The sequence below is a fragment of the Desulfatibacillum alkenivorans DSM 16219 genome (genome assembly GCF_900142135.1).
Lineage (GTDB): Bacteria > Desulfobacterota > Desulfobacteria > Desulfobacterales > Desulfatibacillaceae > Desulfatibacillum > Desulfatibacillum alkenivorans.
In genome coordinates, this window is record NZ_FQZU01000071.1 from 1 (window position 1) to 13,782 (window position 13,782).

Here is a 13,782-nt window from a genome sequence, read left to right on the forward strand (position 1 = left end):
AAATTTACCGTTCAGGTCAAATTCGATTCGTAGATTCAGGGCTTGCCCTGCACTGGTCGCGCTTTGCGCGGCCAAAAAGCACAGCAAGCTGTGCGTCTGCATTGCATCATTTACCCGGGCAATCTGATTACACCTCAACTTTCGGGATTGAAAGTAGTGCCTTGAAACCAAGTATTTATGTATACGGCTCAGATCTATCTATATACCGGAGCCCGAGAGTCATGGTCCCTTCCCCCCTGGCGGGGGAAGGACAGGATGGGGGGGGGCTATCCGGAATGACGTACAATATCGCCCCAAACCCAACCCCTTCAAGGGGGAGGGAGTTTTTTGGACATCGGCTTTGATGTTTGATGCCTCATTGCCTACTGTAATCATTTGAATATGTTTATAAAATTGATTCCCAAAAGTTGGGTTGCAACTCTATATGTACGTGCGCCCCTGGCAGAGCAGTATCCCGCCAGGGTTACAGCCTTGCCCGGGGCGCCCTAAAAAACACGCAGCAAGCTGCGCCGCGAACCATTGAAGCGCTAAACATTAAAACAGGCGCTTAGGAATGATGCCGGAATTACCGGACAATTACGTTGGCAATAGTCCCATGGAGCGGCTGATTTTCTCCCATTGCGCAACCACGTAAGATGCGGCGCTCGCCTCTGAGGCGTCAGGATTATCCAGGAAAAACTTGTGCGAAAAACTTGCGGCGCCGCAATCCTGATCAGACAAAGTTTCCATGCCGATTATTCGATAGCTATCCTGACAATTGTGCAGTTCAGCCCATAGCTCATGGTAGTAGTGGAGAATGTCATCCACCGCTGCAGCGGAGCTTGCGTACATCAACGGCCGCAGGTAAATATGGCCGATTCTTTCGTTTATAAACTCAACAATTTCTCGGCTGGATCTCAAAGGCGCCTTTGGCGGCATTCCCATGGCGTTACCCCGGCTGCATGTTTGATAACGGTGTTTGTATTAAACTCGTTTATACTTCCCGTCAACCAGCGCCACCCTGCCCTGGCTTTGGAGTTCGTCCAGGTGGCTGGAAATCATATTGCCTTCAAAAAAGGCGTAGAGGAGTTCCCCGCCGGGGAAATATTTTTTGTAGAGGGGCTTTTCCGCCAGGATTTCTTCAAAGGACTTGGGAGAGTCCAGGGCGCCCAGGACGGCTTTTTCGTTGCGGTCGAACAGGCTTTTAAAATCCTTAAGGGCCTGGACAGCGTTTTCCGTCACCGGCGGCTTGTGGGAGCTGGCCACCACTTCGGGCTCCAGGGCGATTATCTTGTCCATGGATTCGCGAAAATCGTTGATGTCCGCCTCGGGGTTGCCGTAAAAAGGGCCGAAGCTGGTCATGTCGATGTCAAAGGACATCAGGATTTTGTTTTCGGGCTCCCAAAAGCAAAAATGATCCGCCAAGTGTCCGGGGCAATGAATCGCCTGGAGCGTTATCCCCCCAAAGTCCAGAAGGTCGCCGTCTGAAAACACTCCGGTGGCCTCGTAGTCCTGGATGCCGGTGAATTTTTTGACAAAGCCTTTCCAGAAGTCGGCCACTTCAAGATTGCCCTTCATGAGACGGGCGGCCAGGATGTCCAGGGTTCCGGTTTGCTCGGAAAGCACGTCCGGGACGAGCAGATCGATGCCTTTGAAGATAAAATTGCCGGAGATGTGGTCCGGGTGGGCATGGGAGTTGTACACCGCATCAATGGCAAACTCATCCCGCAGGGCGCGGCAGAGATCCAGGCCGCAGCCAGTATCGATGAGCGCGGTATTTTCGCCCTTGATTAAGAAGGAATAGGAAAAAGGAAATCGGCCCTGGTTGGGGGCAGTGACCAAAAAGAGCTTGTCGGACAGGGGAACGAGGTCCAGGTCGGGCATATTCTCCTCGATATGATAATCCCCGGGGAACAGGCCCTCGGGGAGCTTTTATTCTATAGTGGGCGGATACACTGCAGTTTGCTGCGCTTTTTGCTCAACAACCCCATAGCTTGTTGAGGCGCCTTATTGGTCGCTGGTAATGGAGGCGTAGGCGCTGTGATTATGGATGGACTCGAAATTCTCGGCGCTTACGGAAAACCACTTGATGTTCTTGTCTTGCGAAAGCACGCAGGCGATGTCGCGCACCACGTCTTCCACAAATCGGGGCCGGCGAAAAGCCCTTTCGGTCACGTATTTTTCGTCCACCCTTTTCAGGACCGAATATACGTCGCACGAGGCCGCCTTTTCCACCAGTTCTATCATGTCCTCAATCCATCTGAACTTTTCGAAACGGGTGGCCAGCTTGACCTCGCCGCGCTGATTGTGGGCGCCTTCGTCCGAGATTTCCTTGGAGCAGGGGCAAACCGAAGTGATGGGCACGGAGATTTCCAGGATCAAATCCACCTGGTCCTGGGCGTCGCTGGAGCCCTTGAGGCAGCAGGTATAGTCCATGAGCCCCAAAGAGCCGCTCATGGGCGCTTTTTTTTCGATAAAATAGGGAAAGGTCATCTCAATGTGCGCGCTGGCTGCATTGAGGAGTTTTTTCATCTGGTCCAGGAGCACGGAAAATGTCTTGAGGGAGACCTGGGGCTTGGTTTCGTGGAGCATTTCCACGAAACGGCTCATGTGGGTGCCCTTATACTCATGAGGCAGGTCCACATACATATTGATCGTGGCGACCGTGGGCTGAAATCGCTTTTCCTTGTCAAGAACGGTAATGGGGTAGCGCAGATTTTTTATACCCACCTTGTTGATGGGCATATTCCGGTCGTCATACTGGTTTTGTACGTCAATCATGTCGTTCAATTTTATTTCCTGTATCCAGGGGGCAAAGCGATCATTACATATGATCATTTCAGCAGGTAATCGGTTTTTACCCGGCTCATGGAGCGAAAGAGGTTTCCCCTGATTTTCGGATTCTGCTTATACAGCCCCTCCAGGAGCTGTTTTATTTCCTCACGTTTGGAGGCGCCGGAAGTCGGACAGGCGTTCTCGATTTCAGGCATGTTCATGGCCCTGGCGAAATAGGCGATGTTTTTTTCGTCCGTATACGCCAGGGGTCGGATCACCGTAATCTCCCCCCCGAAAAATTCCTGATACGGCTTCATCGTGGCGATTTCGCCCGTATAGCACATATTCAGGAACAAGGTCTCTATCAAGTCGTCTTTGTGATGGCCGAGGGCGATTTTGGTGCAGCCCATTTCCTGGGCCAGTTCAAACAACCTCTGCCGCCTGAGCCTGGAACATAAAAAACAGGGATTTTCCCTGTTTTCATCGCTGTGCGCGCGAATGCCGAAATCGGTTTTTTCCACCCGAAGGCGGTAGTTCATGCTTTCGCAATATTGCGCGATTTGATCCGCGCTCGAGTCCTCGAATCCAGGATCTATGTGTATGCCCTCCAGGTGGTACTTTACGGGAATTCGCGACAGGCGCTCCTGCAAAATCCACATGAGGGTGAAACTGTCCTTGCCGCCGGAAATTCCCACGGCCACCCGGTCGCCTTCCTGAATCATGCTATAGGCTTGTTGGGCTTTGCCAACCTGCCTGTTCAGGACTTTATAGGCGCCGGTCGCGCGTTTTACGCCATGAACCCTGGCAAATCGGCTCATTACAATTCGTCAGGCATATTCTTTTCTACGTAGACCTTGTCCGCTGCAATTTCACGCAGAGCAACGACAATGTCTTCGTTCTTGGGAGAACTCACCAGATATTCGGAGCCTTCGCGCATTTGCCTGACGCGTTTGGCCGCCATATGAACCAGCAGAAAACGATTGGGAACGCGCTTCAGGCAATCTTCAATGGTGATGCGGGCCATGCATCCTCCTTGTTAACAGGCGTTTAAAGCCTGATTTAAAGTTATTACAGCGTGCGGAGCTGCGCGTGCAGCGCCTCCTGGCCGCCGCCAAAAGGAAATAATGCTGTTTTTTTTCTCGAATTGTCAAGTAAAAAGGCCTTTGCCTCCGGCCTTCGGCTATTGAATCTCCACGACTTCAAAATGCCTTTGGCCCCCGGGAGTCTGCACCTTGACCTCATCCCCGGGCTTTTTCCCCACCAGGGCTTTGCCCAAAGGAGAGGTGACGGAAATCTTGCCAGCCTGAATGTTGGATTCGTCCGGGCCTAAAAGCTGGTAGCTCACTTCCTCGCCCGTGTCGATATTCTCTAAAACGACCGTGGATCCAAACACTGCGGTATCCCCCTTTTGGGTGGAGGGGTCGATGACGTCGGCGCTGGCGACCTTATACTCCAGCTCGGCAATGCGGCCCGCAATAAAGGACTGACGCTCCTTGGCCGCATGATACTCTGCGTTTTCGCTCAGGTCTCCGTGCGCCCTTGCCTCTTCAATGTCCTGGATGTTCTTGGGGCGTTCCACGGTCTTCAGCTGGACCAACTCGTTTTGGAGTCTTTCTAATCCTTCGGGGGTGATGGGTGTGCGTTCCAACGCAATGCTCCTTAAAAAAATGGGCGGCGGACCCAATCGTCCGCCGCCTTGATGGTTTCGGACTATTTCGCCGAATTCTTGACAAAGTCTGCAATGAGGTCTCCCACCTCGGAGGTGGAGAAGCCCATTTTTCCGGCAGCCAGGTCCTTGAGATCGTCTCTCAAAACCTTGATGATGCCTTGCTCGATCCAGGACGCAGCCTCGGTTTCGCCCAGGGTGTCCAGCATGATCTGACCGGCGCCGATGGCTGCGATGGGGTTGATGATCCCCATGCCTGTGTATTTGGGCGCGGAGCCGCCGATGGGTTCGAACATGGACACGCCTTCGGGGTTGATGTTTCCGCCGGCGGCGATTCCCATGCCGCCCTGGATCATGGCGCCCAGGTCCGTGATGATGTCGCCGAACATATTGTCCGTAACGATTACGTCGAACCATTCGGGATTCTTGACCATCCACATGCAGGTGGCGTCCACGTGGGCGTAATCCGCTTCAATGTCCGGATATTCTTTGGCCACTTCGTAAAAGACCCTTTCCCACAAGTCGAATGCAAAGGTGAGAACGTTGGTCTTGCCGCAAAGGGTGACTTTTTTGCCCTTTTTGTTGTTGCGCTTTTGGCAGTATTCAAAGGCGTACCGGATGCAGCGCTCCGCGCCTTTCCGCGTATTGATGGATTCCTGGACCGCGACTTCGTCCAGGGTGCCCTTTTTCAACACGCCGCCTGCGCCGGCGTACAAGCCCTCGGTGTTTTCACGGACGACCACAAAATCAATGTCCTCCGGCCCCTTGTCCTTCAAGGGAGTGTCCACCCCTTCATAAAGTTTGACGGGACGAAGGTTAATGTACTGATCCAAGGAAAAGCGAAGGTCCAAAAGAATGCCTTTTTCAAGGATTCCGGGTTTAACGTCCGGGTGGCCGATGGCGCCGAGATAAATGGCGTCCATGGTTTTAAGGCTATCCAGGGTTTCCTGGGTAAGAAGGTCGCCGGTTTTCATGTAGTTTTCGCCGCCAAGGGGAAATTCCACGAATTCATAGGAAATATTTCCTCTTTCTCCAGCGGCTTTTAAAACCTTGACGCCTTCTGCAACAACCTCCGGGCCGGTGCCATCTCCCCCCACTATGGCGATTTTGTGTGTTTTGGACATGAGTTGACTGCCTTTCCTCTTCCACCCTGTCATTGGGCGGGGTGTTAGGCCTGCATGATGCGGGCATACAAAAAATGCCGGGGCCTCCGGGAAGATTCTCCTCCCCGGCGCCTCCGGCTGGTTAATGGGATCTATTTTTACAATGCCTAATTTAAATTTTCAAGCTCTGATTTTGAATCATCGCTTTTTGGCGGCCGTTTCCTTTTGATGAGCAGCATAATTGGACCGGAACTGACATAGGTAAGGCCGATCAAAAACAGCACCACCTTGGGCGCCATGGCAATGAGCGCCACGATCAAAATCAGGCAGATCAATACGTAAAAATTCTTTTTCCGGAACATTTCCGGCTTCTTAAAGCTATTGTACTTGACGGTGGAGACCATTAAAAAAGCCAGGGCGAAAAGCAGAACCAGCATCAACACCCGGTGGCCGGATAAAACCTGGCCGTTTGCCTGCACCCAACCCAGCTTGTCGTAAAACAAAATGGTGGTCACGGCCATGCCTGCGCCCGCGGGTATGGGCAAGCCCACAAAATAATCGCTGCTGACTACGGCCGTTTGGGTGTTGAACCGGGCCAGACGCAAGGCTCCGCAGGCCACGAACAAAAACGCAGCCAGCCAGCCGATCCGCCCCAGAGGTTGAAGCGCCCATAAAAACATGGTCAGGCCGGGCGCCAGGCCAAAAGAAACCAGGTCGGCCAGGGAATCGTACTCCACGCCGAACTGGCTGGTGGTGTTGGTGGCCCGGGCCACCTTGCCGTCCAGGTTGTCGAAAACCCCTGCAATAAGAACGCAAAAAGCAGCCTTTACATAATCCCCCTGCGTAGCTGAAATCACGGCGAAAAAGCCGAAAAACAAGTTGAGGGAGGTTACAAAATTCGGCAGGACATACACTCCCTTGTGCATGTCAAAGCGCCTTTTTAGGCCGTCCTTGTTCTTATTCTTCATAATGACATATTCCCTATAACGGTTGAGCCGGCGAAAACCTTGTCCCCTGGCAACACGCAGGGATCAAAGCCAACCGGCAAGTACACATCCAGGCGGGAGCCAAATCGAATCATGCCGAACCGCTCTCCCTTGACAACCATGTCGCCCGGTTTAATTCCGCACAAAATCCGTCTGGCTACCAGTCCGGCGATCTGCACGTAACAAATTTCCCGGCCGTTGCAGTCCAGCACGACTGCGTTGTGTTCGTTCTCCAGGGAAGCCTTATCCAGGTTGGCCCTGAAAAACCTGCCCGGATTATATATAATCCGTTTGACCGTCCCGGTCATGGGATTCCGGTTAACATGGACGTTGAACACGGACATAAAAATGCTGATTTTAAGCGCCCGGCCTTCAATAAAGGGATTCGAATCCACCACATTGACGAAAATCACTTTGCCGTCTGCAGGAGAAACCACTGCATTTTCCTCTTCCGGGGCAAGCCGGTCCGGATCCCTGAAGAAGTAGCATGAAAACATGGTAAACACATATAGCAGCAAAGCAAGGGCCTTAAAATCCAGTATCGCCATCAGCAGCGTGGTAAACCCGGCAGCAAGAATAATCGGCCAGCCGGCGTTGGCGATGGGCAGGGCTCTGTCGCTCGGGGGATCCGGATATGTATATTTTTCCATAAGCAATCTTTCAATCTTAAGGGCGGCGCCAAAAAATAATCAAGGCGAAGTCCTGCCGTCGGGTTCGCCTTGCATGGGATGACGAACAATACATCACCGGCAGGTAGGTGTCAATCTCATACCAAGTTGCAGCCGTTGAAGTTATTTGGCTCTCTTTTTAAACGATGCAATGGCAGCAATACATGTTTCCTGAAGGACACTGGGTCCCCGCTTGCGGGCGATCCTGAAAAGCGGGCGATCCTGAAAAGCGGATCGCCCTTGCGGGGATGACGAGTTTTTCAGCTAAACGAAAGTGCATTGGGCGTTTGAGATTTCAGGGCGCCGTCACTCTCCGTCATCCCCGTGGAGCCATTGCATCATGAGGATTGCGGCAGTTATGCAATCCTCATGATGCAATGGCGGAAACGGGGACCCAGTGTCTTTTCGTTTATACATAAGCGATGCGGCCCGAATTTACACGGCCTGGGGAATTTTCGGCAGTTTGGCGTCGGACTTTCTAATGTAGGTCGCCTTGAGATCCGCAGCGCTGCATGCCTTGCCCTCTTTTATAGCCTCCGCAGCAATGTCCGCAACCACGGTTATATCGATTCTGTTCAAATCCTCCGGGGCGAAGTGCGCTTTGCCGCCCAGTTCAGCTTCAATGAACTCCCGGTACAGGGCGGCGCCGTCTCCAATAAACAGGCTTTCTTCGCTGACTTCGCGAATCCATTGCTCCGGCGATTTGGCGGATTCCGGGCTCGTTTGCGCAAGCCCGTTATCGCCGGGCCGGAATTCGGCTGCATACACCTGCCCTTTCCGGGCGTCCATGGCCGCCTGAACGGGCAAGTTGCAGGGCTGTGCGGCTTTCGCCAAAGCGTATAGCGTGGACACCCCGTACACCGGGATGTTCAACGCCGAGGCCAGCCCCTTGGCGGAGGCGATGCCTATGCGCAGGCCCGTAAAGCTGCCCGGGCCGCAGGTCACGGCCAGACCATCCATCTGGACCGGTTTAAGCCCCGCCTCGTTCAACACGTTTTGGACCGCATCCATAAGGCTCCTGGCGTGGGAGCGGGAACGCTCCCCTTGCTCCCGGGCCAGCACCCGTCCGTCTTCAACAACAACCACGCCAAACCCTAAAGCGGCTGTATCCATAGCCAGGACGATCATTTATGCGGCCCCGGTGGTCGTTTTCGCTTTGGGCTGGGTCTTTTTGGCCCTGGGCTTCGCCGCTTTTTTAGCCGGCTTTCTTTTCGGCGGCGCCTTTTTCTTTTCCGCGGGCAAGAGAGCCTTTTCCAAAACCTCATTCACGTGGCTCACCGTGATGTATTTCAGCTTTCTGCGCACCTGCTGCGGAACCTCGGACAGCTCTTTCCTGTTTTTTTCAGGAATGATGATGGTCTTGATCCCGGCTCGTAAAGCGCCCAGAGACTTTTCACGCAAGCCGCCGATGGGCAGCACCCTGCCCCGAATGGTCACCTCGCCGGTCATGGCGATGTCATTGGCCACCGGCCGTTCGGTCAGGGCCGAAACCAGGGCCGTGGTCATGGCGATGCCTGCGGACGGGCCGTCCTTGGGAATGGCGCCGGCCGGCACGTGAATATGGATGTCGAAATTATCGAACAGATCCGGATCGATTTCCAGTTCGTCTTCGTTGGTCCGGGCGTAAGACAAAGCCGCCCTGGCCGACTCCTGCATGACCTCGCCCAACTGGCCTGTCAGCACCAGTTCCCCCTTGCCGCGCATGAGGGTGGTCTCGATATACAGGGCTTCGCCGCCCCAATGGGTCCAGGCCAGTCCCGTGGCAAGGCCGATCTGGGGATCTTCCTGGTCCATCTCGGGCAGAAATTTTTCCAGGCCAAGATATTTGACCAGGGAGGACGCAGTAATCTGATACGGCCCTTTTTTGCCTTCCGCGATTTTCCGGCTGACTTTCCGGCAAAGGGTTCCGATTTCACGCTCCAGGTTGCGCAAGCCTGATTCACTGGTGTACTCCGTGGCCATCTTCAGCAATGCATTGCCGGAAATGGTAATGTCCTCGGGCTTGAGGCCGTTTTCCTTAACCTGCCGGGGAACCAGATATTGCTGGGCGATAAGCACCTTTTCATTTTCCGTGTATCCGGCCAGATTGATGACCTCCATCCTGTCCAGCAAAGCCGAAGGGATGGTGTCTGTCATGTTGGCGGTGGTGATGAACATGACCGAAGACAGGTCGAACGGCACGTTCAAGTAATGGTCCGAAAAGGCGAAATTCTGCTCCGGGTCCAGGGCTTCCAGCAAGGCGGATGAGGGATCGCCGCGAAAATCCGCGCCGATTTTATCGATCTCGTCCATCATGAATACGGGATTGTTGGACTTGCAATGCTTCAACCCCTGGATGATGCGGCCGGGCAAGGCGCCTATGTAGGTCCGCCGATGCCCCCTTATTTCCGCCTCGTCCCGGATGCCGCCCAAGGAAAGGCGGTAGAACTTACGCCCCATAGCCCGGGCTATGGACTTGCCCAGGGAGGTTTTTCCCACGCCCGGGGGTCCCACAAAGCACAGGATGGGGCCTTTCATTTTCGGGTTGAGCTTGCGCACCGCCAGGTATTCCAAAATGCGGTCCTTGACCTTTTCCAGGCCGTAATGGTCCTCTTCCAGAATTTCCTTGGCCTTTTTGATGTCCAGGGTGTCCTTGGTGGCCTTTTTCCAGGGGACCTCCACCAGCCAGTCCAGATAGGTGCGGACCGTGGGGGCTTCTCCCGCTTCCGGGTGCATCTGCTCCAGGCGCTTGAGTTGGCGGTCAGCCTCCTCCTTGGCTTCCTTGGGCATCTTGGCCTTACGGATTTTGTCCTGATATTCCTTGATTTCCTGGGTCTTTTCGTCCACCTCGCCCAATTCGCGATTGATGGCGCGCATTTGTTCCCGCAGGAAGTAATCCTTCTGGCTTTTGGATATCTCGTCGCGCACGCTGGATTGGATGCGGGCCTGCATGGCCGAAAGCTCCACTTCCCGGGAGACGAAACCGTTGACCGCCAGGAGGCGTTGGACCGGATCGATGGTCTCGAAAATGCTCTGGGCTTCTTCAATTTTTAAATTCAGGTTGGAAGCAACCAGGTCTGCCAGCCGTCCGGGATGGTCGATGCCGTCCAGGACCATGGTGACGTCCGGGGTGAGTTCTCCCCGAAGCCCCAGAATTTTTTCGCAGCTTTCCTTCACGTTGCGCATGAGGGCTTCGGTTTCCATATCCAATTCGCCCAGGTCATCTTCATGAAGCAGTTCAATGCGCACCCGGAACATATCGGATTTTTTGGTGTAGCGGACGATTTTAGCCTTGGCCAGGCCCTGAACCAACACCTTAACCCGTCCGTCCGGCAGCTTGAGTACGCGCAAGATCCGGGCCGCTGTGCCGTGCTTGAAAATCTGGTCCGATTCCGGGTTTTCCACGGCGCCGTCCATCTGGGTGGCCAAAAACAAAAAGCGGTCTTTGGCCATGGCTGCGTCCACGGCGCGCACGGATTTATCCCTGCCCACAAACAGGGGGATAATCATGTGGGTGAACACCACCACATCCCGGACCGGAAGCATGGGAAGGGTGGCGGGTATATCAAGATTCTGGTCGTCAGCATCCAGCAGTCCGACAAGATCGTCCGTATCAGTATGGGCCATTGGCTCTCTCTCAAATCTTTTGGGTTATTGGGACGTTGGCCTGTTTTGGCCGACGATAGCCCATCCGGCGGCGTTTCGCCCGCCCTTAGGCTTCCCGAATGAAAAAACTAATACAAAACATGCTACACTATGACAACAACAATCTTGACATTTAGAGCCCGGGAAGGCAAGGTTACAAATACGGAAAGGTTCGCAACCGGTTAGGCGAGCCGCTCCGAATTCGGCGTCCAAACATTGGAGAATGCATGTCTACAGCTCTGGTTCCGGTGCTACCCTATATATTCGTCCTCGCGTTCGGCCTGATCCTAGGCAGTTTTCTCAATGTTTGCATTTTCCGCATCCCGGAGGGGGGCGTTCCGTTCAGCGAACCCCGCTCCCACTGCCCCCGGTGCAACGCCCAAATCGCCTGGTACGATAACATCCCCGTGGCGTCTTATATTGTATTGACAGGCAAATGCCGGGCCTGCAAGGCCCCCATCTCCATCAGATATCCTTTAGTGGAGCTGGCTTCCGGAATGTTCGCCCTGGCCTGCGCCGTCAATTTCGGCTTCACCTGGGCGGCGCTGGTGTATTATCTGCTGATAGCAACCCTGCTGGTCATCACCTTTATCGACCTCGATCACATGATCATCCCCAATGTAATCACTCTGCCGGGAATTCCCATAGGCATTGCAGCCTCTTTTTTACTGCCCGAACTCAGCCTGACCCAATCCCTGATCGGAGTAGCCGTGGGCGGCGGGGGCCTGTTTGCCATATCCGAGTTGTTTTACCTGCTCAGAAAAAAGGAAGGCATGGGCATGGGCGACGTCAAGCTCCTGGGCATGCTGGGCGCCTTTCTCGGCCTGAAAGGGGTTTTGTTCACCATCATGGCCGGGGCCTTTGTGGGAACCATCATGGGAGTGATCCTCATCCCCCTGAACCGCTCCAAGGGATTGGACCTGCGCATACCTTTCGGCCCCTTCCTTGCCTCAGGCGCTATCGTGTATATCTTTTGGGGAGAGTTCTTGATTTACAAGTATTTGGAGTACGCTCGTGGCGGATTTTGAAAAAATTGAACACACAGCCCTTGCCGCAGCCCACGGGGCCGCCAAGGTGCTTCTGAAATATTACGGACGCGCCCGGGTGGTGAAGAAAAAAGGCGAAATCGACCTTTTAACCCAGGCGGACAAAGCGTCCGAGGATATTATTGTGGAGGCCATCACCAGAGCCTTTCCGGATCACGCCATCCTGGCCGAAGAAGGAAGCGGCAAGGAGGCTGAAAGCGAGTACAACTGGATTGTGGATCCCCTGGACGGAACCACTAATTACGCCCACGGCCTGCCTTTGTTTTCCATTTCCATCGGCTTGGCCAGGGCGGGAAAAACCATATTCGGGCTGGTCCTGAATCCCGTAACCCAGGAGTTGTTCCTTGCCAAGGAAGGACAAGGGGCGACATTGAACTCCCGGCCCATCTCGGTTTCCGGCCAGACGGAACTCCAGGACAGCCTGATGGTGACCGGATTCCCCTACGGGCTGAAAACCATGATGCCGGAGTTGATGGACCGGTTTTCCACCGTGCTGCCCAAGGTGCAGGGCGTACGCAGGCTGGGCTCCGCCGCCCTGGACCTGTGTTATGTCGCCTGTGGAAGATTTGACGGATTCTGGGAGCAAAACCTTGCTCCATGGGATACCGCCGCCGGAGAATGCATCGTCCGGGAGGCGGGAGGCAAAGTCACGGACTTCGCCGGCAAGGAATTTTCCCCCGGCGGGAATCAAATCCTCGCCTCCAACGGGAAAATTCATGATGCGTTTTTACCTTTGATATGTTAAGGAAGGTGCATGGGTATTTTTTTGAAAGATGGATCGTTAGGACAGGTGGTATCGTCGGACCCGACGGATTGTTTCGGAAACTTTAACCGGGGCGACAAAGTATGCATGAAATGGTGCGCCATGCGCTTGGCTTGCTGCATCGAGTATGATCGTCAGATGGAGGACGAATACATCATGGAAGACGACTGGCAGCCCATGGGCTCCATGATCGTGAACTAAGCCGCGCCCTGACATTTTGTTTTGGATAAGTGTAAAACGCCCGGACCGCTGTTTGCCAGCGGCCCGGGCTTTTTTTGTTTCATTAACCCCAGCAGGATATCGCCATAACGCAGCCGCCATTCATAAAACTGTTGTCGGGTTTGAAGTCCGCCAGCGTTCTCGCCGGTGTGAGGCGTAAAGCCGGACTTCGTAACCAAATCTACAATATTAGCATAGAATTTAGGTATTTATACAGGTCGGATCACGCGGAGCCATCTGGAGTATAGTGAAATCCGAAGCCCCCCCGGCCCGCCGAAAATGATATGGATTCCCGAAATCCCCATGCGGAGCGACCCGACAGGATGCCTCAATCCTGTTCAACGCCAATGGGACGCGCCTGTATGCATTACCACGGGGGACCGTGGGAACGAGAAGTTGCACGGACTTCGGCTTCAAACATGCAATTGGGTTCATGCAACGCCATTCGTTTTAACGCCTTTCGCTGAAGGCTGTCTTGACATGCGTTCCCTTGCTCCCTGGTTCAAAACTTCAAGAATCCGCAACGGCCCCTCGTTCCCATGCTGTCAGCCCGTATCGCGGCAGTTTGCGATATGGGCTGTCGCGTGGGAATGCATACGGGAGTCGCCAATCTTCTCAAACGTCAAACGTAGATTTGATAATCATAAGAGGCGCCTACCCTTTTTGTTTATTGCGGGTAAGCCGCAATGGTAGGATGGAGTTGCACAAAACCATTCACCCCAAAAAGAGGAGACGCCCAATGAAATTGTACACGGGAGTTGATCTGCATTCAAACAATAATTACATGGGGATTATGGATCACCGCGGCAAAAAGGTTTTCTCCAGGAAAAACACCAATGACAGCGAAGCTGTCCTGGAAGCCCTGGCCCCTTACCAGGACGCCATGGAGGGCGTCGTGGTGGAGTCCACATTCAACTGGTATTGGCTCGTGGATTTGCTCATGGAACACGGCT

15 protein-coding genes are annotated in these 13,782 nt (G+C 54.0%); 4 read left to right on the forward strand and 11 right to left on the reverse strand.

Translation table 11 applies throughout. The annotated features are described in order from the left end of the window. Nucleotides 1-576: 576 nt before the first annotated feature. The 11 genes from BUE18_RS26470 to lon all read right to left on the reverse strand — a co-directional run bounded on the left by BUE18_RS26470 (nucleotide 577) and on the right by lon (nucleotide 10,783). Nucleotides 577-924 (reverse strand): hypothetical protein, encoded by a 348-nt coding sequence (locus BUE18_RS26470; protein WP_073479136.1) that lies wholly within the window; start codon nucleotides 922-924, stop codon nucleotides 577-579. 39 nt (nucleotides 925-963) lie between these two features. Next, complete coding sequence (locus BUE18_RS26475; protein WP_073479137.1) at nucleotides 964-1,863, reverse strand: MBL fold metallo-hydrolase; 900 nt, start codon at nucleotides 1,861-1,863, stop codon at nucleotides 964-966. Nucleotides 1,864-1,986: 123 nt separating this feature from the next. Further along, nucleotides 1,987-2,760 (reverse strand): GTP cyclohydrolase FolE2, encoded by a 774-nt coding sequence (gene folE2, locus BUE18_RS26480; protein ID WP_073479146.1) that lies wholly within the window; start codon nucleotides 2,758-2,760, stop codon nucleotides 1,987-1,989. 53 nt (nucleotides 2,761-2,813) lie between these two features. Then, nucleotides 2,814-3,572 carry a tRNA lysidine(34) synthetase gene (locus BUE18_RS26485; protein ID WP_073479138.1) on the reverse strand — a complete coding sequence of 253 codons (759 nt, stop codon included), beginning with the start codon at nucleotides 3,570-3,572 and terminating at the stop codon, nucleotides 2,814-2,816. Beyond that, nucleotides 3,572-3,778: a DNA-directed RNA polymerase subunit omega gene (gene rpoZ / locus BUE18_RS26490; protein WP_073479139.1), complete on the reverse strand. Its 207-nt coding sequence runs from the start codon at nucleotides 3,776-3,778 to the stop codon at nucleotides 3,572-3,574. Before rpoZ ends, BUE18_RS26485 begins: the two co-directional genes overlap by 1 nt. 156 nt (nucleotides 3,779-3,934) lie before the next feature. After that, nucleotides 3,935-4,402, reverse strand: a complete 468-nt coding sequence (gene greA / locus BUE18_RS26495) for a transcription elongation factor GreA (RefSeq protein ID WP_073479147.1) — start codon at nucleotides 4,400-4,402, stop codon at nucleotides 3,935-3,937. 62 nt (nucleotides 4,403-4,464) lie between these two features. Continuing rightward, nucleotides 4,465-5,544, reverse strand: a complete 1,080-nt coding sequence (locus BUE18_RS26500; protein WP_073479140.1) for a 3-isopropylmalate dehydrogenase — start codon at nucleotides 5,542-5,544, stop codon at nucleotides 4,465-4,467. Between the two features lie 146 nt (nucleotides 5,545-5,690). After that, a complete protein-coding gene (gene pssA / locus BUE18_RS26505) occupies nucleotides 5,691-6,491 on the reverse strand; it encodes a CDP-diacylglycerol--serine O-phosphatidyltransferase (RefSeq protein WP_083611310.1) in 801 nt (266 codons plus the stop codon). Further along, the gene (locus BUE18_RS26510) at nucleotides 6,488-7,159 is read right to left on the reverse strand and encodes a phosphatidylserine decarboxylase family protein (RefSeq protein ID WP_073479141.1); all 672 of its coding nucleotides are present in this window, start codon (nucleotides 7,157-7,159) and stop codon (nucleotides 6,488-6,490) included. The genes pssA and BUE18_RS26510 overlap by 4 nt, the downstream gene beginning before the upstream one ends. Nucleotides 7,160-7,612: 453 nt before the next feature. After that, entirely contained in the window at nucleotides 7,613-8,305 is a 693-nt protein-coding gene (gene tsaB, locus BUE18_RS26515; RefSeq protein ID WP_073479142.1) for a tRNA (adenosine(37)-N6)-threonylcarbamoyltransferase complex dimerization subunit type 1 TsaB, read from the reverse strand. Continuing rightward, complete coding sequence (lon, locus tag BUE18_RS26520) at nucleotides 8,306-10,783, reverse strand: endopeptidase La (RefSeq protein ID WP_073479143.1); 2,478 nt, start codon at nucleotides 10,781-10,783, stop codon at nucleotides 8,306-8,308. Nucleotides 10,784-11,028: 245 nt separating this feature from the next. Between lon and BUE18_RS26525 the strand changes: the two genes are divergently transcribed. The 4 genes from BUE18_RS26525 to BUE18_RS26540 all read left to right on the forward strand — a co-directional run. Continuing rightward, nucleotides 11,029-11,829 carry a prepilin peptidase gene (locus BUE18_RS26525; RefSeq protein ID WP_083611311.1) on the forward strand — a complete coding sequence of 267 codons (801 nt, stop codon included), beginning with the start codon at nucleotides 11,029-11,031 and terminating at the stop codon, nucleotides 11,827-11,829. After that, the gene (locus BUE18_RS26530; RefSeq protein ID WP_073479144.1) at nucleotides 11,816-12,592 is read left to right on the forward strand and encodes an inositol monophosphatase family protein; all 777 of its coding nucleotides are present in this window, start codon (nucleotides 11,816-11,818) and stop codon (nucleotides 12,590-12,592) included. Before BUE18_RS26525 ends, BUE18_RS26530 begins: the two co-directional genes overlap by 14 nt. Before the next feature lie 9 nt (nucleotides 12,593-12,601). Beyond that, a complete protein-coding gene (locus BUE18_RS26535) occupies nucleotides 12,602-12,811 on the forward strand; it encodes a hypothetical protein (protein ID WP_073479145.1) in 210 nt (69 codons plus the stop codon). Nucleotides 12,812-13,568: 757 nt separating this feature from the next. Further along, nucleotides 13,569-13,782 (forward strand): IS110 family transposase (locus tag BUE18_RS26540; protein WP_139264978.1); only part of this gene is annotated, 214 nt, incomplete at its 3' end.